This is a genomic window from Nitrobacter sp. TKz-YC02 (assembly GCF_049852135.1).
Lineage (GTDB): Bacteria > Pseudomonadota > Alphaproteobacteria > Rhizobiales > Xanthobacteraceae > Nitrobacter > Nitrobacter vulgaris.
The window spans coordinates 1,174,834-1,194,524 of record NZ_CP180728.1; the positions used below are offsets into that span (position 1 = coordinate 1,174,834).

The 19,691-nt window shown below is 61.1% G+C and carries 19 protein-coding genes; 12 read left to right on the forward strand and 7 right to left on the reverse strand.

Features of this window, described 5'->3' with window-relative positions; all coding sequences use genetic code 11:
- Positions 1-44 precede the first annotated feature (44 nt).
- The 4 genes from ACM561_RS05540 (at position 45) to ACM561_RS05555 (ending at position 3,481) form a co-directional block, all read left to right on the forward strand.
- The gene (locus ACM561_RS05540; RefSeq protein WP_011314297.1) at positions 45-362 is read left to right on the forward strand and encodes a proton-translocating transhydrogenase family protein; all 318 of its coding nucleotides are present in this window, start codon (positions 45-47) and stop codon (positions 360-362) included.
- A gap of 172 nt (positions 363-534) precedes the next feature.
- On the forward strand, positions 535-1,932 hold the full coding sequence (locus ACM561_RS05545) for an NAD(P)(+) transhydrogenase (Re/Si-specific) subunit beta (protein WP_425908645.1): 1,398 nt from the start codon (positions 535-537) through the stop codon (positions 1,930-1,932).
- A 29-nt stretch (positions 1,933-1,961) separates the two neighbouring features.
- On the forward strand, positions 1,962-2,411 hold the full coding sequence (locus ACM561_RS05550; RefSeq protein ID WP_425908647.1) for a DUF3606 domain-containing protein: 450 nt from the start codon (positions 1,962-1,964) through the stop codon (positions 2,409-2,411).
- A 242-nt stretch (positions 2,412-2,653) separates the two neighbouring features.
- The gene (locus tag ACM561_RS05555) at positions 2,654-3,481 is read left to right on the forward strand and encodes a hypothetical protein (RefSeq protein ID WP_425908649.1); all 828 of its coding nucleotides are present in this window, start codon (positions 2,654-2,656) and stop codon (positions 3,479-3,481) included.
- A gap of 79 nt (positions 3,482-3,560) precedes the next feature.
- Here ACM561_RS05555 and rpsU read toward each other — a convergent pair whose 3' ends face one another.
- Positions 3,561-3,848 carry a 30S ribosomal protein S21 gene (gene rpsU, locus ACM561_RS05560; protein WP_079446065.1) on the reverse strand — a complete coding sequence of 96 codons (288 nt, stop codon included), beginning with the start codon at positions 3,846-3,848 and terminating at the stop codon, positions 3,561-3,563.
- A gap of 267 nt (positions 3,849-4,115) precedes the next feature.
- Between rpsU and aqpZ the strand changes: the two genes are divergently transcribed.
- The gene (gene aqpZ / locus ACM561_RS05565; RefSeq protein WP_425908651.1) at positions 4,116-4,829 is read left to right on the forward strand and encodes an aquaporin Z; all 714 of its coding nucleotides are present in this window, start codon (positions 4,116-4,118) and stop codon (positions 4,827-4,829) included.
- Between the two features lie 102 nt (positions 4,830-4,931).
- Here aqpZ and ACM561_RS05570 read toward each other — a convergent pair whose 3' ends face one another.
- The gene (locus ACM561_RS05570) at positions 4,932-6,029 is read right to left on the reverse strand and encodes a 5-(carboxyamino)imidazole ribonucleotide synthase (RefSeq protein WP_425908652.1); all 1,098 of its coding nucleotides are present in this window, start codon (positions 6,027-6,029) and stop codon (positions 4,932-4,934) included.
- Positions 6,026-6,514, reverse strand: a complete 489-nt coding sequence (gene purE / locus ACM561_RS05575) for a 5-(carboxyamino)imidazole ribonucleotide mutase (RefSeq protein WP_425908654.1) — start codon at positions 6,512-6,514, stop codon at positions 6,026-6,028. Before purE ends, ACM561_RS05570 begins: the two co-directional genes overlap by 4 nt.
- 121 nt (positions 6,515-6,635) lie before the next feature.
- On the opposite strand from purE, the gene ACM561_RS05580 reads away from it, so the two are divergent.
- Complete coding sequence (locus ACM561_RS05580) at positions 6,636-7,319, forward strand: GGDEF domain-containing protein (protein ID WP_425908656.1); 684 nt, start codon at positions 6,636-6,638, stop codon at positions 7,317-7,319.
- A 62-nt stretch (positions 7,320-7,381) separates the two neighbouring features.
- Here the strand turns inward: ACM561_RS05580 and ACM561_RS05585 are convergent, their stop codons facing one another.
- Positions 7,382-7,588 (reverse strand): YdcH family protein, encoded by a 207-nt coding sequence (locus tag ACM561_RS05585; protein ID WP_009799179.1) that lies wholly within the window; start codon positions 7,586-7,588, stop codon positions 7,382-7,384.
- Between the two features lie 240 nt (positions 7,589-7,828).
- Between ACM561_RS05585 and ACM561_RS05590 the strand changes: the two genes are divergently transcribed.
- Positions 7,829-8,014, forward strand: a complete 186-nt coding sequence (locus tag ACM561_RS05590) for a YdcH family protein (RefSeq protein ID WP_079446071.1) — start codon at positions 7,829-7,831, stop codon at positions 8,012-8,014.
- A 160-nt stretch (positions 8,015-8,174) separates the two neighbouring features.
- Here ACM561_RS05590 and ACM561_RS05595 read toward each other — a convergent pair whose 3' ends face one another.
- On the reverse strand, positions 8,175-9,278 hold the full coding sequence (locus tag ACM561_RS05595; protein WP_425908658.1) for an NAD(P)/FAD-dependent oxidoreductase: 1,104 nt from the start codon (positions 9,276-9,278) through the stop codon (positions 8,175-8,177).
- A gap of 497 nt (positions 9,279-9,775) precedes the next feature.
- On the opposite strand from ACM561_RS05595, the gene ACM561_RS05600 reads away from it, so the two are divergent.
- Genes ACM561_RS05600 through ACM561_RS05610 form a run of 3 tightly spaced genes read left to right on the forward strand, consistent with a single transcriptional unit; the run spans position 9,776 to position 12,650 of the window.
- Positions 9,776-10,921, forward strand: coding sequence for an ABC transporter ATP-binding protein (locus ACM561_RS05600; protein WP_425908660.1), 1,146 nt, complete (start codon positions 9,776-9,778; stop codon positions 10,919-10,921).
- The gene (locus ACM561_RS05605; RefSeq protein ID WP_425908662.1) at positions 10,918-11,832 is read left to right on the forward strand and encodes an ABC transporter permease; all 915 of its coding nucleotides are present in this window, start codon (positions 10,918-10,920) and stop codon (positions 11,830-11,832) included. Before ACM561_RS05600 ends, ACM561_RS05605 begins: the two co-directional genes overlap by 4 nt.
- On the forward strand, positions 11,832-12,650 hold the full coding sequence (locus ACM561_RS05610; RefSeq protein WP_425908664.1) for an ABC transporter permease subunit: 819 nt from the start codon (positions 11,832-11,834) through the stop codon (positions 12,648-12,650). The genes ACM561_RS05605 and ACM561_RS05610 overlap by 1 nt, the downstream gene beginning before the upstream one ends.
- A gap of 50 nt (positions 12,651-12,700) precedes the next feature.
- On the opposite strand, the gene ACM561_RS05615 is transcribed toward ACM561_RS05610, so the two are convergent.
- Positions 12,701-14,644 (reverse strand): AsmA family protein, encoded by a 1,944-nt coding sequence (locus tag ACM561_RS05615; protein WP_425908665.1) that lies wholly within the window; start codon positions 14,642-14,644, stop codon positions 12,701-12,703.
- 301 nt (positions 14,645-14,945) lie between these two features.
- Here ACM561_RS05615 and ACM561_RS05620 point away from each other — a divergent pair, with 301 nt between their 5' ends.
- Both ACM561_RS05620 and ACM561_RS05625 read left to right on the forward strand, forming a co-directional pair.
- Positions 14,946-15,653: a CoA transferase subunit A gene (locus ACM561_RS05620; RefSeq protein WP_425908666.1), complete on the forward strand. Its 708-nt coding sequence runs from the start codon at positions 14,946-14,948 to the stop codon at positions 15,651-15,653.
- Positions 15,654-15,731: 78 nt separating this feature from the next.
- Positions 15,732-16,382, forward strand: a complete 651-nt coding sequence (locus tag ACM561_RS05625; protein WP_425908668.1) for a 3-oxoacid CoA-transferase subunit B — start codon at positions 15,732-15,734, stop codon at positions 16,380-16,382.
- A gap of 162 nt (positions 16,383-16,544) precedes the next feature.
- Here ACM561_RS05625 and ACM561_RS05630 read toward each other — a convergent pair whose 3' ends face one another.
- Positions 16,545-19,517: a PAS domain S-box protein gene (locus tag ACM561_RS05630; RefSeq protein ID WP_425909649.1), complete on the reverse strand. Its 2,973-nt coding sequence runs from the start codon at positions 19,515-19,517 to the stop codon at positions 16,545-16,547.
- Positions 19,518-19,691 lie beyond the last annotated feature (174 nt).

Sequence of the window (19,691 nt, forward strand, 5' to 3'; positions counted from 1 at the left end):
TCACGCCTCTCGCACGCTCGGAAACGACGAATAGGAATGCCTCCATGGAACATGTCGTGCAGGCCGTCGATCCCTTTGTTTTTCGGCTGTCGATTTTCGTTTTAGCCGTATTCGTCGGCTATTTCGTGGTGTGGTCGGTGACGCCGGCCCTGCATACTCCGCTGATGTCGGTCACCAATGCGATCTCGTCGGTGATCGTGGTCGGCGCGCTGCTCGCCGTCGGCGTCGGCATGATCTCAGAAGGCTCGGGCTGGGCGCGGGCTTTCGGCTTCGTCGCTCTGGTTTTTGCCTGCGTGAATATCTTCGGCGGCTTTCTCGTCACCCAGCGAATGCTGGCGATGTACAAGAAGAAGCAGAAGTAGGCCGATCCGCGATGGGACGATTGTCGGCAAGCGAAGTCGTGATGATCGGGCGTGCGCGTGAAGCGCGTCTTCGTGCGGATGACCAGAATGTCCGCGTTCTATTGATAAGAAAAAGCCGGGATGCTCGACGCAAGACGGGGCATGACGGAATGCCCGGGAGATAGCAGACGCCATGAACGCCAATCTCTCCGCGCTTCTTTATCTCGTCGCCGGCGTTTTGTTCATCCTGTCGCTGCGGGGGTTGTCCAGTCCGGCGTCCAGTCGGAAAGGCAATTTCCTCGGCATGACCGGCATGGCGATCGCGGTTGCGACCACGCTCGCTGCGCATCCGCCCGCCGACGCCGTGGCTTGGGTGCTGGTGATCCTCGGTGTTGCGATCGGCGGCAGCATCGGCGCGGTGATCGCGCGCCGGGTGCCGATGACGTCGATGCCGGAATTGGTCGCGGCATTCCACTCGCTGGTCGGCATGGCGGCGGTGCTGGTGGCCGCCGGCGCGTTCTATGCGCCCGAGGCTTTCGGAATCGGCACACCCGGCAACATCCATGCGCAGAGTCTGATCGAGATGTCGCTCGGCGTTGCCATCGGCGCATTGACATTCACCGGCTCGGTGATCGCGTTCTTGAAACTGTCGGGCCGCATGAGCGGCGCTCCGATTATCCTGCCGGCACGTCACATCATCAACATCGTGCTCGGACTCGCGCTGGCGTTCTTCATCGTCGGGCTGGTGATGTCCGGCAGCGCGCTCGATTTCTGGCTGATCGTGATTCTGGCGCTTCTGCTCGGCGCGCTCTTGATCATCCCAATCGGCGGCGCCGACATGCCGGTCGTGATTTCGATGCTGAACTCGTATTCCGGCTGGGCTGCGGCCGGCATCGGCTTCACGCTCGGCAACTCGGCGCTGATCATCACGGGCGCGCTGGTCGGCTCCTCTGGCGCGATCCTGTCCTACATCATGTGCCACGCCATGAACCGGTCGTTCATCTCGGTGATCCTGGGTGGCTTCGGCGGTGAGACGGCGGCGGCCGGTGGCGGCAGCGGTGAACAGAAGCCAGCCAAGCTCGGCTCGGCGGATGACGCCGCCTTCATCATGAAGAACGCACAGAAGGTCATCATCGTGCCCGGCTACGGCATGGCGGTGGCGCAGGCGCAGCACGCGCTGCGCGAGATGGGCGACAACCTCAAGAAGGAGGGTGTCGAGGTGAAGTACGCGATTCATCCGGTGGCCGGCCGGATGCCCGGCCACATGAACGTGCTGCTGGCCGAGGCCAACGTGCCTTACGACGAGGTGTTCGAGCTCGAGGACATCAATTCGGAATTCGCGCAGGCCGACGTGGCCTTCGTCATCGGTGCCAACGACGTGACCAACCCCGCGGCGGAGGAGGATAAGTCTTCGCCGATCTATGGCATGCCGGTGTTGCAGGTCTGGAAAGCTGGCACGGTGATGTTCATCAAGCGCTCGCTGGCATCGGGCTATGCCGGCATCGATAATCCACTGTTCTATCGGGACAACACCATGATGCTGCTTGGCGATGCCAAGAAGATGACGGAGAATATCGTCAAGGGAATGTAATTCGGCGCTATTCAACAGTGGAGGCCGGTATGGCGGATGACAAGGCGAAGCGCGGCGGAAGTGATGGTCGCTTGATCGCGTTGGGTGAGGCCTACGAGGTCCGTTACTGGTCCAGAAAATTCAAAGTCACGCCGTTAAAACTGAAGGCCGCCGTCAAGGCTGTCGGCCGCTCCGCCAAAACAGTCGAAGCCTACCTCAAGCTGCAAAAACGTTCGACGAACGACCGGGCACTGATTGCGCTGACCCAACCCTATGAAGTCAGCTACTGGTCGAAGAAGTTCAAGGTGACGCCAGCACGGCTTCGCGCCGCGGTTGGGGAGGTCGGACGCTCCGCGAAGAAAGTCGGTGCCTTTCTCGCTGCCAAGAAGACCGTCAGAAAGAAAACTGCCGGCAAAAAGAAGACAACGGCGAAGAAGGTAAGGGTGAAGAAGGCAAAGGCGAAGAAGGCAAAAAAGAGCGCCAGTAAGCGTGCCAGATAACTTTTCCAATGCCGATGCCGGCGTGGATTTTACCGCGCTGGCGGTTTCGCTTCCCTGCTTGGGTCGGTCGGGTTTCGACATCGCCATCGTTCCCGAATACCCCACTTCTCGCAATAGGTCGGCAAACCGCCGGATCAAGCAACACGAAATGGTGAAGGACCATCGTTTGCCTCCGATCCGTCGCGATTGATCCCTTAATCGGCCCAAAAACTCTCCCACAGACAGCGCGGGAGAAGCCGATCATGCTGAAATACTTTGTTGAAAAAATATTGCCTTCTATCATTGCGACGGTGACAGCCGCCTACATTGTGAACCATTACATCGCCGTTAAGCCGGATACGCCGCCGGCTGCTGCGGCGTCGGCCGCGATTTCCGACAAAGCGGGCGACACCGATTCCGAGGCCAAGGTCCGGGCGGGAGATATTTCCGGGAAAGAAAGCGCCACGGCGCCTGACGAGAAGGTCCAGCCCGAGAAGATTCCATCCGAGGCTGCCGCAGCGAAACCTGCCGAGAAGCGGGCGGCGAGTTTGCCGGCCGACACGAAAAAGCACCAAGCGCCGCAGCACGAGAAGGCTGCCAAGGTCAGGCCGATGCCGATCGCTCCGGCACAAGCGGCTTCGACCGCGGATGCCAACGATCTCGCGCGGGCCGCGATCGATCGGCTACACAACCCGACCGAGGCGTCCTTGGAGGTCGAGGCGGTGCGTCCTCGATCAGAGGGGCCTCCTCGAGCGCAGCAGGATGCCGATCGTCAGTCGGTCGCGCCTTCGCGACACCAAGAGGTCACGCATGCCGCACCTCAGGCAGCGGAGTCGCTTCCATCAGCGATCCAGGCGTCTACGCCCAAAGTGGAAACAAGCAGGTTTAATCCGGCCGGAGCTGGGGAGGGGACGCCTTTGGAGCAGGCCGACCGTGCGCGGCTGCCGGTTCCCCCTGAAAATATCCCGCAAGCATCTCGGCCGTTCGATCTTAAGGCCAACGAGCCAGCGCCGGCGACGCGGGCTCAGACTGTCGCCGACGATATGCTTTCGGCCGCGAAAGCGGTCGTCGAGACGGTGCTGCCGCGGTAGTCACAGAAATCAGCATGCAGCAATAACAACGCGGGCCTAAAGCCCGCGTTGAATTCAATATCGAACTTGCAGTAATTGTTCAGCGCGGTCCACGAGGGCCAGCGGCTGGACCGCCCCGGCCGACTCCGGGTCCGGCACCAAAAACCGGCTTCGGTTTCATGGGCAGTAGACCTTCGCGCTGCATCTTCTTGCGTGCAAGCTTGCGGGCGCGGCGCACGGCCTCGGCCTTTTCGCGAGCCTTCTTTTCCGAGGGTTTTTCGTAATGGCCGCGGAGCTTCATTTCGCGGAAAATTCCCTCACGCTGCATCTTTTTCTTCAGCGCCTTGAGAGCTTGATCGACATTGTTATCGCGAACGAGAACCTGCACGCGGCATCCTCTTTTCAACTACGGTGAGAATTTTTCAGACAGCGGAGGGCCGACAAAGGCCAAGCCCTCAGCGTCAAGGGCGCCGATGTATCAGATCAAGGCGCGGATGTCCACCATAGGCGATTGTTGGGTGCGGGAAAAAAGCCGAAAATTCAGGTGGAATTCCCCCAAAGAACGACCATTGGGGTTTTAGGAAGTCTCATATCGGGTTTCTATAGGACCTGAATTCGGGTGGTGTGATCCCCCCGCAACCGAGGAGGGCGTGTCATGGATGTCAGGAAATACGCGGCCGAACTGATTGGCACTTTCTGGCTGACGTTTATGGGATGCGGCAGCGCGGTTATCGCGGCCGCGTTTCCGCAAGTCGGCATCGGGCTGCTGGGCGTGGCTTTTTCTTTCGGTCTGAGCGTTGTCACCATGGCCTACGCGATCGGGCATATTTCAGGTTGTCATCTCAATCCAGCGGTCACAGTGGGTTTGGCCGCCGGTGGCCGGTTTCCTGCAGGGCAGGTGGTGCCGTACGTTATTGCGCAGGTGATCGGGGCGGTCGCTGGCGCGGCGCTGCTCTATGTGATCGCCAGCGGTGCGGCAGGATTCGACGTAACCAAAGGTTTCGCATCGAATGGCTACGGCGAGCACTCGCCCGGTCACTATAACCTCATGGTTTGCTTTATCACCGAGGTGACAATGACGGCCATGTTTCTGTTCGTCATCATGGGATCGACCCATGGCAAGGCTCCGGCGGGTTTCGCGCCGCTGGCGATCGGACTTGCGCTGGTGATGATTCACCTTGTCAGCATTCCCGTGACCAACACGTCGGTGAATCCGGCGCGCAGCACCGGTCCCGCACTGTTCGTCGGCGGCTGGGCTCTGGAGCAGCTCTGGCTGTTCTGGGTAGCACCGCTGATCGGCGGCATCATCGGCGGCGTGGTCTATCGCGGGCTGAGCACTGAGCCGGAAGGCGTCGTCGCGGGAAAGTAGCGGGTTATTCCTGAGCGTCATTGCCGGGCTTGGCGCGGCAATCCTCTCCCCGGTGAAGATTCTTCTCCGGGCATGATGAGCGTTTCGGCGTAAGCACCGTTGTCAGTCGCGGCCCTTCACCTCTGTCACATGCCCCATCTTGCGACCGGGGAGCGGGAGGCCCTTGCCGTAAATGTGAACGGCAGTGCCGGGCACGGTGAGCCACCGCCCGTAATCGAGGACGTCCTTGCCGATCAGGTTTGTCATGACGGCGCTACCCTGCCGGACTGGCTTGCCGAGCGGCCAGCCGGCGACTGCGCGAATATGCTGCTCGAATTGCGAGACCGAGGCGCCATCGAGCGTCCAATGACCGGAGTTGTGGACTCGTGGTGCGATCTCGTTGACGAGCAGCGTTGGCCCGCTCGCGCCGGGTACCACAAACATTTCCACGGCCAGTACACCGACATAATCAAGCGAAATGGCAATTTTCTCTGCCGTGTCGCGAGCCTGCGCGGCGAGCGCATCAGGAATCGCGGCCGGCGCGCGCGAATATTTCAAGATGTGATCGTGGTGCTCGTTCTCGGTTACGTCGAAACATTCGACACGCCCATCGACACCGCGCGCGGCGATTACGGAAATCTCACGCTCGAACGGCACGAAGGTCTCGACGATTGCGGACTTGGTGCCGAGATCGTCCCACACCTGATCAAGATCGTCGCCCGCGCGAATGATGGCCTGTCCCTTGCCGTCGTATCCGAAGCGACGGGTCTTGATCACGGCGGGAAGGCCGATGACGTCGATTGCTTCGCGAAGACCCTGCGCCGACGCCACGTCGGCATAGGCGGCGGTACCGATCCCAAGACCCGCGACAAATTTCTTTTCAAGCAAACGGTCCTGCACCGTTTCCAGGATACGATGATCTGGCAGCACCGGCCGGCGTGCGGCGAGGATCATCGCGGTGGCCGCCGGGACGTTTTCGAATTCATAGGTGATCACGTCGACATCGGCTGCGAACAGTTCGAGCGCCTCGACGTCGGCGTATTCTGCGCAGGTGGCGTTCTGCACAACGTCGAACGCCGGGGAGTCCGGGTCCGGCGAGAACACCTGACACTTGAGGCCGAGGCGTGCGGCCGCCAAGACCAGCATCCGGCCGAGCTGACCACCGCCGAGAATTCCGATGGTGCCTCCCGGTTTGAGCGTCGGCCGCCGAGAACCAATCACGCTGTTTCCTCCGGGCGCTCGGCTACCGCATCCGTCTGCCGCTTGCGCCAGGCGGCAAGGCGGCCAGCGAGCGATGGGTCATTGAGCGCCAGCACGCTTGCCGCCAGCAGCGCCGCATTGATGGCGCCGGCCTTGCCGATCGCGAGCGTTCCCACTGGAACGCCGGCCGGCATCTGCACCATGGAATAGAGCGAGTCGATCCCGGCAAGCGCCCTGGACTCGACGGGCACGCCAAGCACCGGAAGTTCCGTCAGCGATGCAGCCATGCCGGGCAGGTGCGCCGCGCCGCCCGCGCCCGCGATGATGACCTTGAACCCCTCGGCCTTGGCGCCCCTGGCGAATGTAAACAGTCTTTCAGGTGTGCGGTGCGCGGAGACGATCCGGCTTTCACTGGTGATGCCGAGCGCGGCCAGCGTTTCCGCGGCGTGGCGCATGGTCTCCCAATCCGACTGGCTTCCCATGATGATGGCGACAACGGCGGTCATTTATCTATTTGTTTGTTCGGGAATCCAGAAATCGATCCGAATTATAGGAAGGCGTCTTGACGAGGCAAGCAGCTGGGAATGAACTATCCTTTCTTGGTGAACGGCGGCAAGCCTTGCGACGATGAAAAAGACACCTAAAGCGGCTCGGTCCCCGACCGTCAAGCGGAAGGCTAGTCATCGCAAGGCAGCGTCTGCCGCGCAGCTGGCAGCGCTCGGACCCGAGCGCCAAACGGCAAAACCTGATCTGGCGGTAGATGCTAGGGCGGCCGTCCGCCGCCTCAAATCCCGGCTCGCGGCGGCCCAGGCGCGGATTGCGGATCTCGAGGCCTCTGCGGATACCGATCATCTTTTGGGCGTTCTCAATCGCCGCGGCTTCGAACGCGAGGTGCACCGCTCGGTAGCCTACATCCGACGTTATCATGCAAGCGGTGCGTTGTTCGTGCTCGACGTTGATCGCTTGAAGCCCATCAACGACGCCTTCGGTCATGCGGCGGGAGATGCGGTGCTGAAAGCCGTGGTCGGGGCACTGTCGCGAGACGTGCGATCCTCCGACCTGATAGGGCGGCTCGGCGGCGACGAGTTCGCGGTGCTATTGTGGAATCTCAGCGAGACCGACGCCAAAGCGAAGGCGTCGATGCTCGAAGAAACCATCGACCGGCTGACACTGACTTTCCGTGGAGAGGCGATCACAACCGGAGCCTCGATCGGGGTCGCCATGCTCGGACCGCACATCGACGCGGCGAGCGCGCTGGAGCAGGCCGACTGCGAAATGTATGTTCGCAAGGCGCAGCGGCGCTGTCGTTGAACGGGTCATGCCTTGCGGCCGGTTGGGGAGTCACTGACGTTTATCTCCGACGACCGCAGCGTTCAGGCAATAATATCCGGCGTGATCTGGTCTTCGATGAAGGAGATGCGGTCACGCAACTGCAGTTTACGCTTCTTTAGCCGCTGTAGCCGCAGCAAATCGGGTGCAGGCGATTGATGCAGCGCATCTATGGCGGCATCCAGGTCGCGGTGTTCCTGTTGCAGACGGGCGAGCTCGGCTCCGAGTTCACGCTCTTCTTCGTCGGTCATGATGACGTACTGACTTGAATCGCGAAGAGTTTGCGAAGGGTTGGGGGAGTTTCTACTCCGCGAATTATCTCCCGTGCCCGCGCTGCGCGCAAGTCGCCGGGTTCCATGCGGGCGGGTTCATTTTGGAATCTCACAAATATGATCGACGGGCCTTTCTGCCCCATCGACAGTCGTCGCCATTCATGTAGACTTTACTGTTCGGAGCGAATCTGGGGGTCTAATCTCACCTAGGAGGTTCGAATGGCAATTCAGGCGCATCTCGCTGAACTGGAACGGAAACATCGAATCCTGGAAAGCGAATTGCACGATGCTCTCAGGCACCTTTCCACCGACGACACGAGGATTGCCGAGTTGAAGCGCCGAAAACTGATGCTCAAGGACGAGATCGAACGACTCAAGTTCTCCACAGCCGGGACCGTCCACTAAACTCTCGACCTCTCCTCTCACTTTTAGGGTCATGGAGTCAGTAGCCGTTTTGCTGCTGCCGGTTCGCGCGGGCGGAGCCCCAAACGATAGTGCCAGCTATCGCCTAAAGGGGAGACGCTCCGCTCGATAACTGTTGCCTGTTTTCAATCAGCCTTGTTCGCTATTTCACGGCCAAGGCAGCGACATGGTCGGCAATCGCAAGTGACGAGGTCAGGCCGGGCGACTCAATCCCGAACAGGTTGATCAGCCCGGTCAGGCCGTGGTCTGCGGGTCCCTCGATCATGAAGTCCTGCACCGCAACCGCCGGCGGCACGATCTTGGGACGGATTCCAGAATACGCGGGGATCAGGGCACCATCAGGCAGGTCAGGCCAGTAGCGCCGGATTGCCGGGTAAAACTGGGTTGCCCGCCCCGGATCGACGTCATAGTTCGGTATCTCGATCCATTCCACATCGGGGCCGAAGCGGGGCTGGCCGGCAAGGTCGAGCGTGAGATGCACGCCAAGGCCGCCGGGCTCCGGGACCGGATAGATCAGGCGCGAAAACGGCGCACGGACGCTGCAACTGAAATAGCTTCCCTTGGCGAGATAAGCGGGTGGAATCCGGTCTACGGGCATGCCTTCGATACGGCGTGCCACCGCCGGAGCGCCCAAGCCAGCGGCATTGATCAGCAGATCGCAGCCGAGTGTCATCGGCGAGTCGCCGCCGGTTTCGATTTCCAGCCCATGAGGCGTCGCCTTGGCGCCCAACAAGGGGGTAAGAAATGCGAACGTCGCACCGTCCCGCTCGGCGTCACCGCGCAAGGCAAGCATAAAGGCGTGACTGTCGATAATGCCTGTCGACGGAGATAGTAGCGCGGCCACGCAGTGCAGCGCCGGTTCGAGCGCGCGGGCATCGCCGCCGCTCAGGAACTCTAGGTCTTCGACGCCATTGGCCTCCGCGTGAGCTCTGATGGCCCGCAGCCTGTCGACCTCACGTTCGGTGGTCGCAACCACCAGCTTGCCGCAGGTGCGGTGTGGAATCCCGTGTTCCCGGCAATAAGCGTAGAGGGCGGGGCGTCCGCTGACGCAAGTCCGCGCCATCAGACTGCCGGCGGGATAGTAGATACCGGCGTGGATCACCTCGCTGTTGCGCGACGACGTTTCCGTTCCGATGTTGTCCGCAGCTTCGAGAACGATAACCTCGCGGCCGGATCGCGCGAGCTGTCGCGCGATCGCAAGCCCGATCACGCCTGCGCCCACAACCACGCATTCAACCCTGTCCATTTGTAATCCGGACGTTTTCTGATCGCCCCGCGTAATTCCCGCTGGTCCGTCGCCTGGAATCCGATTCAACGTCTCCACGTTTCGGCATCATGCTCTAGCGGGGCCATTAATCATGAGAGATCTATTGTGGCAATCCAGGACATATTTGCCAACCAATCTCAATCAGGCGCGATGATGCAGGTTTGTGCCATCGGATCTGTAACGACCAATATTCCGATCTATGGGTTACATCGAGGAGCATTGCTAGCGCGAGTGCAATCTCCGAGCCCGAATGCCGCATCCAAAACTCTGCCGACAACGTGTATTGCCGTTGGTCGGTTGATTTCGACATTCGCAAGCAGATGATGCGATCACTGCAATCGGATCACTAGAGCCTTTCCGCTTTTGATGGAATCAGAAGCGGGGTTCTATCTTTGTGTTTTGATGCGTTTCTTGACGCGAACCGGTATCCACCTCGAAAACGCTATAGCCTTCATCGCGAAACGAGACGGGATGGAATGACGAAAGAAGCGAGACCTACCTCCGATGCGGCCGCGCCGTCCGACCTGCCGCTGTTGCAGGTCGATGCGGTCGTCAAGCGCTTTGGCGGGTTTACCGCTGTTGATCGCCTGTCACTCGACATCAAGGCGGGGGAGTTTTTTGCGCTGCTGGGGCCAAGCGGCTGTGGCAAGACCACGCTGCTTCGGATGCTGGCCGGGTTCGAGACACCTGACAGCGGGCGCATCCGTCTCGGTGGTCAAGACATATCCGGCGTTCCGCCGCATCGGCGTCCCGTCAACATGATGTTTCAGAACTATGCGCTGTTTCCCCATCTGTCCGTGCGAGACAACATCGCGTTCGGGCTGAGGCGGGCGAGCCTGTCGCGCGCCGAGATCGATGCCCGCGTCGCAGAGATGGTGGCACTGGTGAGTCTCGAGGGCATGGATAAGCGCAAGCCGGAGCAGCTTTCGGGCGGTCAGAGGCAGCGCGTGGCGCTGGCGCGCGCGCTCGCGCGGCGCCCGCGGCTATTGCTGCTCGATGAACCGCTGGCCGCGCTCGACATGAAACTGCGCGAGAACACTCAAACCGAATTGATGCGGCTGCAGCGCCAGCTCGGCATGACCTTCATCATCGTCACTCACGATCAGGAGGAGGCGATGATGATGGCGGATCGCATCGGGGTGATGAATGCGGGGCGTCTGGAACAGGTGGCGACGCCGCGCCAGCTCTATGAAGCGCCGAACTCTCGCTGGATTGCCGAGTTCGTTGGCGGAATCAACATCATCGATGGCGAAGTGGAGTCGTGCGACGCCGGCCGCGTAACGGTCGCAACGCCAGCGGGACAGGTGACGGCTGCGGCACCCGTGCAGGCGCTAACGACGGATCAGGTCTGCGTTGCAATACGCCCGGAGAAGGTTCGCTTGTCGCGAGGCGAGGCGACATCCGATGCGGGCCACGCGGCCGGGATCAACCGCTTGGAAGGCGTCATTTCCGGCATCAGCTATCTTGGCGGTCAGACTCGCTATCAGGTCAGGCTTGATCGTGGCGCGCTGCTGTCCGCGTCGGTTGCTAACAACGTTCGGCGGGAGGTTGACGCCTACGATAAGGCGGAGCGTGTGGTGGTGTGTTTCGCGTCAGACGATTGCATGGTGCTTGACCGATGAACGGGCGAGGTCTTTTCTCCGTTCCCGCGCGCAGGGCGGCGATTGCGCCGTTTCTGTGGATGTTGCTGTTTTTCTTGCTGCCGTTCGGCTTCGTGCTCAAGATCAGCCTGTCACACACGGTGATGGCGCAGCCGCCGTATCTGCCCGTGTTTGATCCAGCTGAGGGCATAGCTGCCCTTAAGGCCGCCATCGCGGCGCTGTCGCCTGAAAATTTCAAGCTGCTTGCGTCGGACCATTTTTACGTCCTGTCTTACCTGCGAAGCGTTGTCGTCGCCCTGATATCGACGTCGATCCTGCTCGCGGTCGGCTATCCCATCGCCCACGGCATGTCGCGCCTGCCGGCACGCTGGCAACCGATTGCGATGATCCTGGTGATCGTGCCGTTCTGGACTTCGTTTTTGATCCGCGTCTACGCGTGGATCAACATTCTCCAGCACGATGGCATCCTGAACAACGTGCTGATGGCGCTGCACCTCGTCAGCGCTCCCGTCGTGTGGCTGTCCACCGATGCGGCGATGTATATCGGGATCGTCTATTCCTATCTGCCGTTCATGATCCTGCCGCTCTACGCGACATTGGCCAAAATGGATCCCGCGCTTCTTGAGGCTTCCGCTGACCTCGGCGGTTCGCGTCTGACCACGTTCTGGCTTGTGACGGTGCCGTTGTCGCTGCCGGGTATCGGCGCGGGCGCGCTGCTGTGCTTCATTCCGATTGTTGGCGAGTTCGTGATTCCGGATCTGCTCGCGGGGTCAACCTCGCCGATGATCGGGCAGACCTTATGGCTGGAATTTTTTACCAACCGCGATTGGCCGGTGGCGTCGGCGATCGCCGTCGTGCTGCTGGTGCTGCTGCTGGCGCCGCTTCTTATTAACGAGCGAGTGCAGCGTCGCCAGCTGGAAGAACTGCGATGATGGCAAGGCCCGCGCTCGCCAGACTGTCGCCTTTCAACATTACCGCGCTCGCGCTCGGGTTGGGGTTTCTGTATCTGCCTATCGTCGTTCTCGTGATCTATTCGTTCAACGCCTCGCGGCTGGTGACGGTCTGGGGCGGATGGTCCGTGCGCTGGTACGTTGAACTTTTCAACGACGAAGCGATGTTGTCCGCGCTTGCGATGAGCCTGCGGGTTGCCGCAGTGTCGGCCACGGCCGCTACCGTTCTGGGAACGCTGGCTGCGGTCGCTCTGACGCGCGCCGGCGCCTTCCATGGACGCGCGCTGTTCTCGGGAATGCTGTACGCCCCGCTGGTGATGCCCGAGGTGATCACCGGACTGTCCTTGTTGCTGCTGTTCGTTGCGGTCGATGCGCAGCGCGGGTTCTGGACGGTCACGATCGCGCATACGACGCTGACCATGTGCTTCGTTGCCGTGGTGGTGCAGTCGCGACTCGGATCGCTCGATCGAAGCCTGGAGGAAGCTGCGATGGACCTGGGCTGCGACCCCCTCCGGGCGTTCGTCAAGGTGACGTTGCCGCTGATCCTGCCGTCGGTCATCGCGGGCTGGATGCTTGCCTTTACGCTGTCGATGGACGATGTGGTGATCGCGAGTTTCACCACTGGTCCCGGGTCTACAACGCTCCCGATCCGGATTTATTCAGAGGTGCGTCTTGGCGTGAAGCCGGAGATCAATGCGATCTGCACGCTGATCGTCGGATCGATCGCTGTGGTTATCGTGGTCGCTTCGCTGGCTTCGAAACTCTCGAGCCGGCAAGGCGAAAACGCCGCACCCCTGTAGACGTTGGTTGAAGAAGGGCTTGGGATTGAGGAAGAGGCTTGCGGACGATGTCAGTTTGTACGCGACGTTCCGGACCCGGTCGGGGTATCCGGAACGGTCGCCTCGGGAACTGCCTTCTGATCCGTTAGATGCTCGATCACCGAGCGAACCGCGTCGCGGGTTTTGCGGTCCCTGACCGCGTCGAGCAGCGGTGCCGACGCCTTGGACCGCCGTATCAGGCTTTCCGGATCGGGAAAGACCAGCGGATCGTCCCATGGTCCCTGGACCACGAACGGTAACTCGAAATTGTCGGCACCCGCTGACGACGTCAGGCTTGCGACGCCCTTGAGATCGTAGTCTCGCGAAGGCACCGAGGCAGTGCCGGTCAGGGTGAGACGCGCTGCCGGCCCTTCGACGCGCACGTCCGTCGCAACGGCGACCCCGTCGTCGAAATCGAGGGCGATATTCAGCTTGTCGAATGGTGTCTTTCCGTTGCGGAAATTTCCGCCGCCGGAGAGCGGCCGCCGCTCCAGCCGCTTCAGCAGTTGCTCGACATTGAATCCGCTGATCGCGCCGTCATGGCCGGTCAGAACCGCCGTCCCGTCGAGCGATTGCGCCAGCCCGTACGGACTCGATCCCTTGGCCTCAAGCGAAATATTCAGGTTGCCGCGCCCGGAGAGCCGACCGGTGCCGAACAGATCGCTGACGCAGGCTTGCAGATCGACGTCGATCAGCTGAAACTGCGCCTTCACATCGGCGGCCGCCTCGGCGTGCGAGATGCCGAACGATCCCTTCGCGATACCGTCATAGATTTGCGCTTCGCCGATGCTGAGCGCGAGCGATCCATTGCGGAGGTTGGCGCCGAGTGCGGTTTTGCCAAGCCTAGTGGAGCCGACGATGACCTTTGCTGCCGAAAGCCGCATGTCGAGGTCGGTGGCGGACAGCGCGTGCAGATCGAACAGTTGCCGATTCCAGTCGCGGGCTCCGCCGGCGAGCAGCCGGATCGTCTTGACATAAGGGGTGAAATCCAGCGTTCCGGCGGCAAGCGTGGCCTGCAGGGTCTGCCGTCCGTTATTGGCGTAGGTCATTACGCCCTCGGCGACATTACCATCGATTTCGACGTTGACGTTCGTGAGCGCGATCGACGAGCCGATCATGCTGGCGCGCGCCTTGAGCGCGAAGCGATCGAACCCGCCGTCGCCGGGAGGAGGCTGTCCGATCCAGCGCAACGCCTCGCGCAAGGAAGTGCTATCGGCGGAGAGCGTACCTTCCATCATCCAACTGATCGGGTTGGCGACCGTACCGTCAAACGCGAATTTCAGCGGTGCGCTGGCGACCTTGATCTTCAGGCCGGATCGATCGCCCGATAGCGCTGCGAGAAAATCACTGAGGCTTATGCTGCCGTCGACGCGTTCGCCGCGCCAGTCGAACTGTCCTGTCGCCGCGAACGAGCGGGAAATCGAGGGCCACGCCAGCGACAGATCGAGGTCGCGGAGGTTTTCGGAAATCTCACCGGCCGTATCCTCATAGCTGAGTTCGCCATTCTGGATTTGGATTTCCGAGAACGAGACCGGGCTGTCGGCTCCGGGTCTCATATTTCGCGCAATCGTTTCCACGAAGGGAGTCCAGTTGCTACGGCCGTCGGCAGCGCGCTTAACGCGGATGTGAGGGTGCAGCATCATGACGTCGTCGATCTGGAAATGCTGCATGAGAAGCGGAATCAGGCGCAGATTGGCGGTCAGCACATCGACGCTGAGTGCGGGAGCCTCGGCGTCGCTACCCTTGATGCGGACACCATGGAAGGAAACATAGCTGCCGGGAAAAACCGAGACGTCGATGCGGCCATCTGCGACGAAGTCGAGTCCCGTCACCGTGCGGATCTGACTTTCGACGGCGTCTCGCAAGGCGTCGTGGTCGAGCAGTCGCGACATGGAGATCAGCCCCGACAGGCCGATCACCGCAACTCCCAGAATGGCCGCGACCGATATTCCCAGGCGCTTCATTCCTTGGGCCATCGTCAATGACATGTCCGGGGTTGGTTGACGCTTTGCCGACCGGTCGAACGTCGTCCGGCAGCGCCCGCAACTTGATTGGTTTTCTTGACGCTTTCAAGGCCGCCGACAGTCCGATTTTGACATTTACATGCCACTACGGCGAGAGTTTTGCTGGTGCAAATGTGAATAGCGAATGTCAAATTCGCTCCGCCAAGCCGACCATAGCTCCAATTGACGCCCCACGAGGATTTTGCCTAATACTTCCCTTTAACCCTGCCCGCGCGCCGTTAAGCGGCGCCTTCCTCCTTGCAGGTCGCAGCTCATGGACAAAGTCTACCCCGACGCCAAATCGGCCCTCGATGGTCTTCTCAGGGACGGCATGATGATCATGTCCGGTGGATTCGGCTTGTGTGGCATCCCGGAAACGTTGTCCGATGCCATTCGTGACTCTGGAGTCAAAAATCTGACCTTCGTGTCCAATAACGCCGGCGTCGATGGCATCGGACTGAGCCGTTTGCTCGAAACGCGGCAGATTAAGAAGATGATCTCGTCCTACGTCGGCGAGAATAAGCTTTTCGCCCAGCAGTATCTTGCCGGCGATCTGGAACTTGAATTCAATCCGCAGGGCACGTTGGCTGAGCGCATTCGCGCGGGCGGCGCCGGCATTCCGGCGTTCTACACAAAAACCGGCGTCGGCACCCTCATTGCCGAGGGCAAGGAGGTGAAGGAATTCGACGGCCAGAAATATCTTATGGAGCGAGGGCTATTCGCCGATCTCGCCATCGTCCACGCTTGGAAGGGCGACACCGCTGGCAATCTGGTCTATCGCAAGACTGCGCGAAACTTTAACCCAATCATGGCGACCGCCGCGAAGGTTACCATCGCAGAAGTCGAACATCTGGTACCCGCTGGCGAGATCGATCCCGATCACATCCATACTCCCAGCATCTTCATCAAGCGCATCGTCGAGGTGGGGAGCGCCAGGAAGCACATCGAATTCCGCAACACCCGTCCACGCCCGGTGGCATAGGCGCTTCTAGGCTCAGAACAGTGCTGGATCGCTTCCGATAAGCTCCTTGCAACGACAACAATATGACAGGAGAGCCCCATGGCCTGGACCCGCGAGCAGATGGCAGGGCGTGCCGCCAAGGAATTGCGCGATGGTTATTACGTCAATCTCGGAATCGGTATTCCGACGCTGGTATCAAACTTCATTCCCGACAATATCGACGTTCAGCTCCAGAGCGAGAACGGCATGCTCGGCATGGGTCCGTTTCCCTATGAAGGCGATGAGGATCCCGATCTTATCAACGCGGGCAAGCAGACCGTCACAGAATTGCCGACCTCCAGCTTTTTTTCTTCGGCCGACTCGTTCGGCATGGTGCGCGGTGGCCATATCGACCTCTCGATCCTCGGAGCGATGCAGGTGGCGCAGAACGGCGATCTCGCCAACTGGATGATCCCGGGCAAGATGGTCAAGGGCATGGGCGGCGCGATGGATCTCGTCGCCGGTGTCAAGCGTGTCGTCGTCGTGATGGAGCATTCCGCCAAGGATGGCCCGAAGTTGCTCAAGCGGTGCACGCTGCCGCTGACCGGCGAAAGGGTTGTCGATATGGTCGTTACCGATCTTGCGGTGTTCACCATCGACAAGCACGGCAAGGATGGCATGACGCTGATCGAACTCGCCGACAGCGTCACGCTGGACGAGGTCAGGGCCAAGACCGAAGCCGAATTCGGCGTCGCGCTGCAGAGCGCCTGAGGACGATGCGCGACAGCGGCCAGAAGCCAATACCCGATGGCGTCAGGCGCTACAGACCCAGCCGCAGGGTTTCAGTCATAGAGTCTTTCACCGTTTCGGGGAAACGGTGAAAGACACGCGTTTTCTTCACGCGAACCGGATTCCACTTCGCTCGAAAACGCTCTAGGATAGCGCGTTTGTTTGCGCAAATACCACTTCGATCAGCGTGCCGGAGTGTGGCCCCGTTTTGATGTGGAATTGGGCACGATTGGCCTCCACCAACGCTTTGGTGAGCGACAGGCTGACGTCTGCGCTCTTCGAAGCCTGATCGCTCGGCGCCGGTGTGCGGAATGGCTCCGTCGCCGCGGCCAACTCGTTTTCGCTGAGGCCGTGTCCGGTGTCCCGGACGCGCAATGCCACGTCACCGAAATCATTGATTGTCGTCGAGACGATCACCTGCCCGCCGGCATTGGCCAGATGGATCGAATTTCCGATGAGATTAAGCGTGATCTGACGTAGCGCCTGTGCGTCCGCGACGACCGGCGGCAGCGTGTGCGCAAGCGAGGTTCGTATGATGATGCGCTCGCGATTGGCCTGCGGCTGCATCACGGCGACGCATTGCTCGACGATTTCGTTGAGATTCTGGTTCACGAAGGCGAGATCAAGTTTGCCGGTCTCGATCCGCGACAGGTCGAGCAGGTCGTCGATGAACGCGATGATGCGTTCGCCCGAAGCACGGATGTCCTTCATGTACTCGACATAGCGCTCGTTTCCGAGCGAGCCGAATTTTTCATCGATCATCACCTCGGCAAACCCGATAATGGAGTTCAGCGGCGTTCTGATTTCGTGGCTGATCCGCGCCAGCACGTCGGCTTTTGCATTCGCTGCGCGCTCGGCCTGCCGTCGCGCCTGCGACAACTCGGTCTCGATTTTCTTTGACTGCGACAGGTCGCGGAACACGGCGAAAAAGTTGGGGCCTTCAGTCTGGGTCCGGCCCATCGTCATCGCTAGCGGGATCAGCCTGTCCGCGCCCACGCGGCCCAACACCTCGCGGCCGTGATCGAGCAGGCTTGCGGAATCGTCCACGAGGCCCTTGAGATAGTCGCGCACCGCGCCCTGGCTTTCCGGCGCGAAGAGATCGGCGAGATTGCGCTGCGTGAGACTGTCGCCGGAATGTCCGAACAACGCTTCGGCGCTGCGGTTGCAAGCAGTGATGTGTCCGCCGTCGTCAAACATCAGGATGCCTTCGGCTGCGGTGTCGACGATGGTGGCAAGCTCCTCGGCGTTGGCATGGCCGACGCGAGAGGGCGCCGATGTACCACCGCATATCAAGGCATGCGCGGGCTCGCCATCCCAGGGGACCACGAAAAGACGGGCGGTGATCGGCTGTTGCGGCGCGCCCGACGGTGGCGTTGCCGAGACCGTGACGGGAGAGCCGGTGGGCGGTGTGCTGTCGGTGGCGGGCATGTCGGCTTGGACCAGGAGGGCATCGAGTCCGCCGGCCTCTTGCAGCGCCTGAAGACTGCTGTAGCCGACCTGCGCGAGAAACGCCGGGTTAGCGTACAGTGCGCGGCCAGCTCGGTGGATCATTACACCGCCTGGAAGTAAGTCGAGGATCAGGCTGTCGCGCGCGATGGTGGCCTGCGGAGTCGGTTCGGGGGGTGACAATCCATCCACCTGCGTTTGGGCGACTTCGGACGGCTCCTGCACAACCGGCTGCTCGGCGTTAGTTCCAGGCTCGGCGGCGTCGGGCTCGCCCTCCAGCCGGGCCGAGAGCTGGCGCGCCAGTTCGTTGAAGGCATTGTTCTCGACAGGCGTGAGAGGAGGCGGTTTCAGATCAACCGGAGGCCTGAACGGCAGGACATTCTTGGGCGTTTCCACGGTGGTGTCCGGTTCTGTTGGTTGTTGCAAGAATTCGGAGGGCTCGGCGTCGGCAGAACCCGCTGGGCCCGCCGGCGGTGGATGGGAGGTCTCGCTGAACGAAAATTCGTGGCGTCGATTTGCTGCGAGCCGCGCCAAACCCTCCCGATCACGGCAGACGCCGAAGCCACGATAGCCGACGAAATTGCGTGCGCGGTCGTAGATCGGAAGCCCCGACAATTCGACACGCAAACGTGCATCCGATCCATCGACGGGCCAAAGGAGCGTGATGCCGCTCCAAGTGTCGCGGGTTTCGACCGCTTTCGCAACGCGGCCTTCAGGATCGAATCCGAATACGTCCGTGATCTCGCTCCACAACCGGCCGAATTCTGAGGCTGTTCGCATTCCGATGATGCGGGTGAATTCGTCGGATCCGAACGAGAAGCGGCCTTCGGCATCCATCCGCCACATGAAGCGCAAGGGATGGTGGCGCCTCTGCGGTGGAGGATCACGCGACGGACTATTATCCGGGTCGGGCGGCGACTCGACGGCTTGCGTGGACGGCGGAACGGTCGCGGTGTTCCGCAATGGAAATTCGGCGTCCGGTTCAGTCAACGGTGTCGGGTGAGTCGAAGAGCGATCTGAGACGTTCGGCTCCAGCAGGGCGACAAGTCCTATGTCGTCGCCGCTTCCGACACGTTGCAGCACCAACCGCCAAAGTCCGACCGAGGTCTCGGCACGACCCTCGCGTAGTGCGTTATCGCGCAAGCCATTGAGCCCGCCTTCGGCGAGACTGCCAATGCTGAACAGCGGCCGGCCCCTGTTGCTGGCGGCGACGAACCGGCCGTCGCGCGCGAATGCAGCCACCGGCATATCCACGCCATCCACCAGTCGCTGCAATCGTTCGACCAGCGGCATGCTGCGACCGGCCGGCTCAACAACGGCCCTCACGAGGATGGCGCTGCCGACGCCCCGAATTTCGAGCCGCGAGCAGGCGCAGGTGAGAAGGCTTCCTAGGCCGGCATAGCCCCGCATTCGTTCTAGCTGCACTGCGCCGGTGGGCGGCAGACGGCGCGCGAGCTGAACCACCTGCCGTCGGCGCGGGTCGTCAGGGTCGACGTGTCGTGAAGCAAGAGCGGAGGTGTTGGTTGCCCCGACAATAGAGACGCCCACCGGATTGGCCCACAGGATGCAGGTGCCGTCCAGCGACCACAGCCACGCGGGCAGGGCGCCCGCCGCATGAACGGCCAGCTGTGGGTCGGTCATACCCTGCAACTGGAAATCGGCGCTATTCATGGGCACCGCGTGTCAGATGTCTTGGGCTTTTGTCTTCGGCGGCTGCGCATGTCGGCTTTCATTGGCCGCAGTCCTAACAGATCGTCAGTATCGTGTCCGCCATGTCGGAGGTCCACGGCCGCTCTCCTGAAATCCCCGGCAAAGCCGAGATAACCTTAATTTGGCCGTTGTCAT

What these genes read in the sequence shown, in the direction of transcription:
- ACM561_RS05540 (WP_011314297.1), top strand. Translation starts at nt 45, where the DNA reads ATGGAACATGTCGTGCAGGCCGTCGATCCCTTTGTTTTTCGGCTGTCG.
- ACM561_RS05545 (WP_425908645.1), top strand. Translation starts at nt 535, where the DNA reads ATGAACGCCAATCTCTCCGCGCTTCTTTATCTCGTCGCCGGCGTTTTG.
- ACM561_RS05550 (WP_425908647.1), top strand. Translation starts at nt 1,962, where the DNA reads ATGGCGGATGACAAGGCGAAGCGCGGCGGAAGTGATGGTCGCTTGATC.
- ACM561_RS05555 (WP_425908649.1), top strand. Translation starts at nt 2,654, where the DNA reads ATGCTGAAATACTTTGTTGAAAAAATATTGCCTTCTATCATTGCGACG.
- aqpZ (WP_425908651.1), top strand. Translation starts at nt 4,116, where the DNA reads ATGGATGTCAGGAAATACGCGGCCGAACTGATTGGCACTTTCTGGCTG.
- purE (WP_425908654.1), bottom strand. Translation starts at nt 6,514, where the DNA reads ATGACCGCCGTTGTCGCCATCATCATGGGAAGCCAGTCGGATTGGGAG.
- ACM561_RS05580 (WP_425908656.1), top strand. Translation starts at nt 6,636, where the DNA reads ATGAAAAAGACACCTAAAGCGGCTCGGTCCCCGACCGTCAAGCGGAAG.
- ACM561_RS05585 (WP_009799179.1), bottom strand. Translation starts at nt 7,588, where the DNA reads ATGACCGACGAAGAAGAGCGTGAACTCGGAGCCGAGCTCGCCCGTCTG.
- ACM561_RS05590 (WP_079446071.1), top strand. Translation starts at nt 7,829, where the DNA reads ATGGCAATTCAGGCGCATCTCGCTGAACTGGAACGGAAACATCGAATC.
- ACM561_RS05595 (WP_425908658.1), bottom strand. Translation starts at nt 9,278, where the DNA reads ATGGACAGGGTTGAATGCGTGGTTGTGGGCGCAGGCGTGATCGGGCTT.
- ACM561_RS05600 (WP_425908660.1), top strand. Translation starts at nt 9,776, where the DNA reads ATGACGAAAGAAGCGAGACCTACCTCCGATGCGGCCGCGCCGTCCGAC.
- ACM561_RS05605 (WP_425908662.1), top strand. Translation starts at nt 10,918, where the DNA reads ATGAACGGGCGAGGTCTTTTCTCCGTTCCCGCGCGCAGGGCGGCGATT.
- ACM561_RS05610 (WP_425908664.1), top strand. Translation starts at nt 11,832, where the DNA reads ATGGCAAGGCCCGCGCTCGCCAGACTGTCGCCTTTCAACATTACCGCG.
- ACM561_RS05615 (WP_425908665.1), bottom strand. Translation starts at nt 14,644, where the DNA reads ATGGCCCAAGGAATGAAGCGCCTGGGAATATCGGTCGCGGCCATTCTG.
- ACM561_RS05620 (WP_425908666.1), top strand. Translation starts at nt 14,946, where the DNA reads ATGGACAAAGTCTACCCCGACGCCAAATCGGCCCTCGATGGTCTTCTC.
- ACM561_RS05625 (WP_425908668.1), top strand. Translation starts at nt 15,732, where the DNA reads ATGGCCTGGACCCGCGAGCAGATGGCAGGGCGTGCCGCCAAGGAATTG.
- ACM561_RS05630 (WP_425909649.1), bottom strand. Translation starts at nt 19,517, where the DNA reads ATGAATAGCGCCGATTTCCAGTTGCAGGGTATGACCGACCCACAGCTG.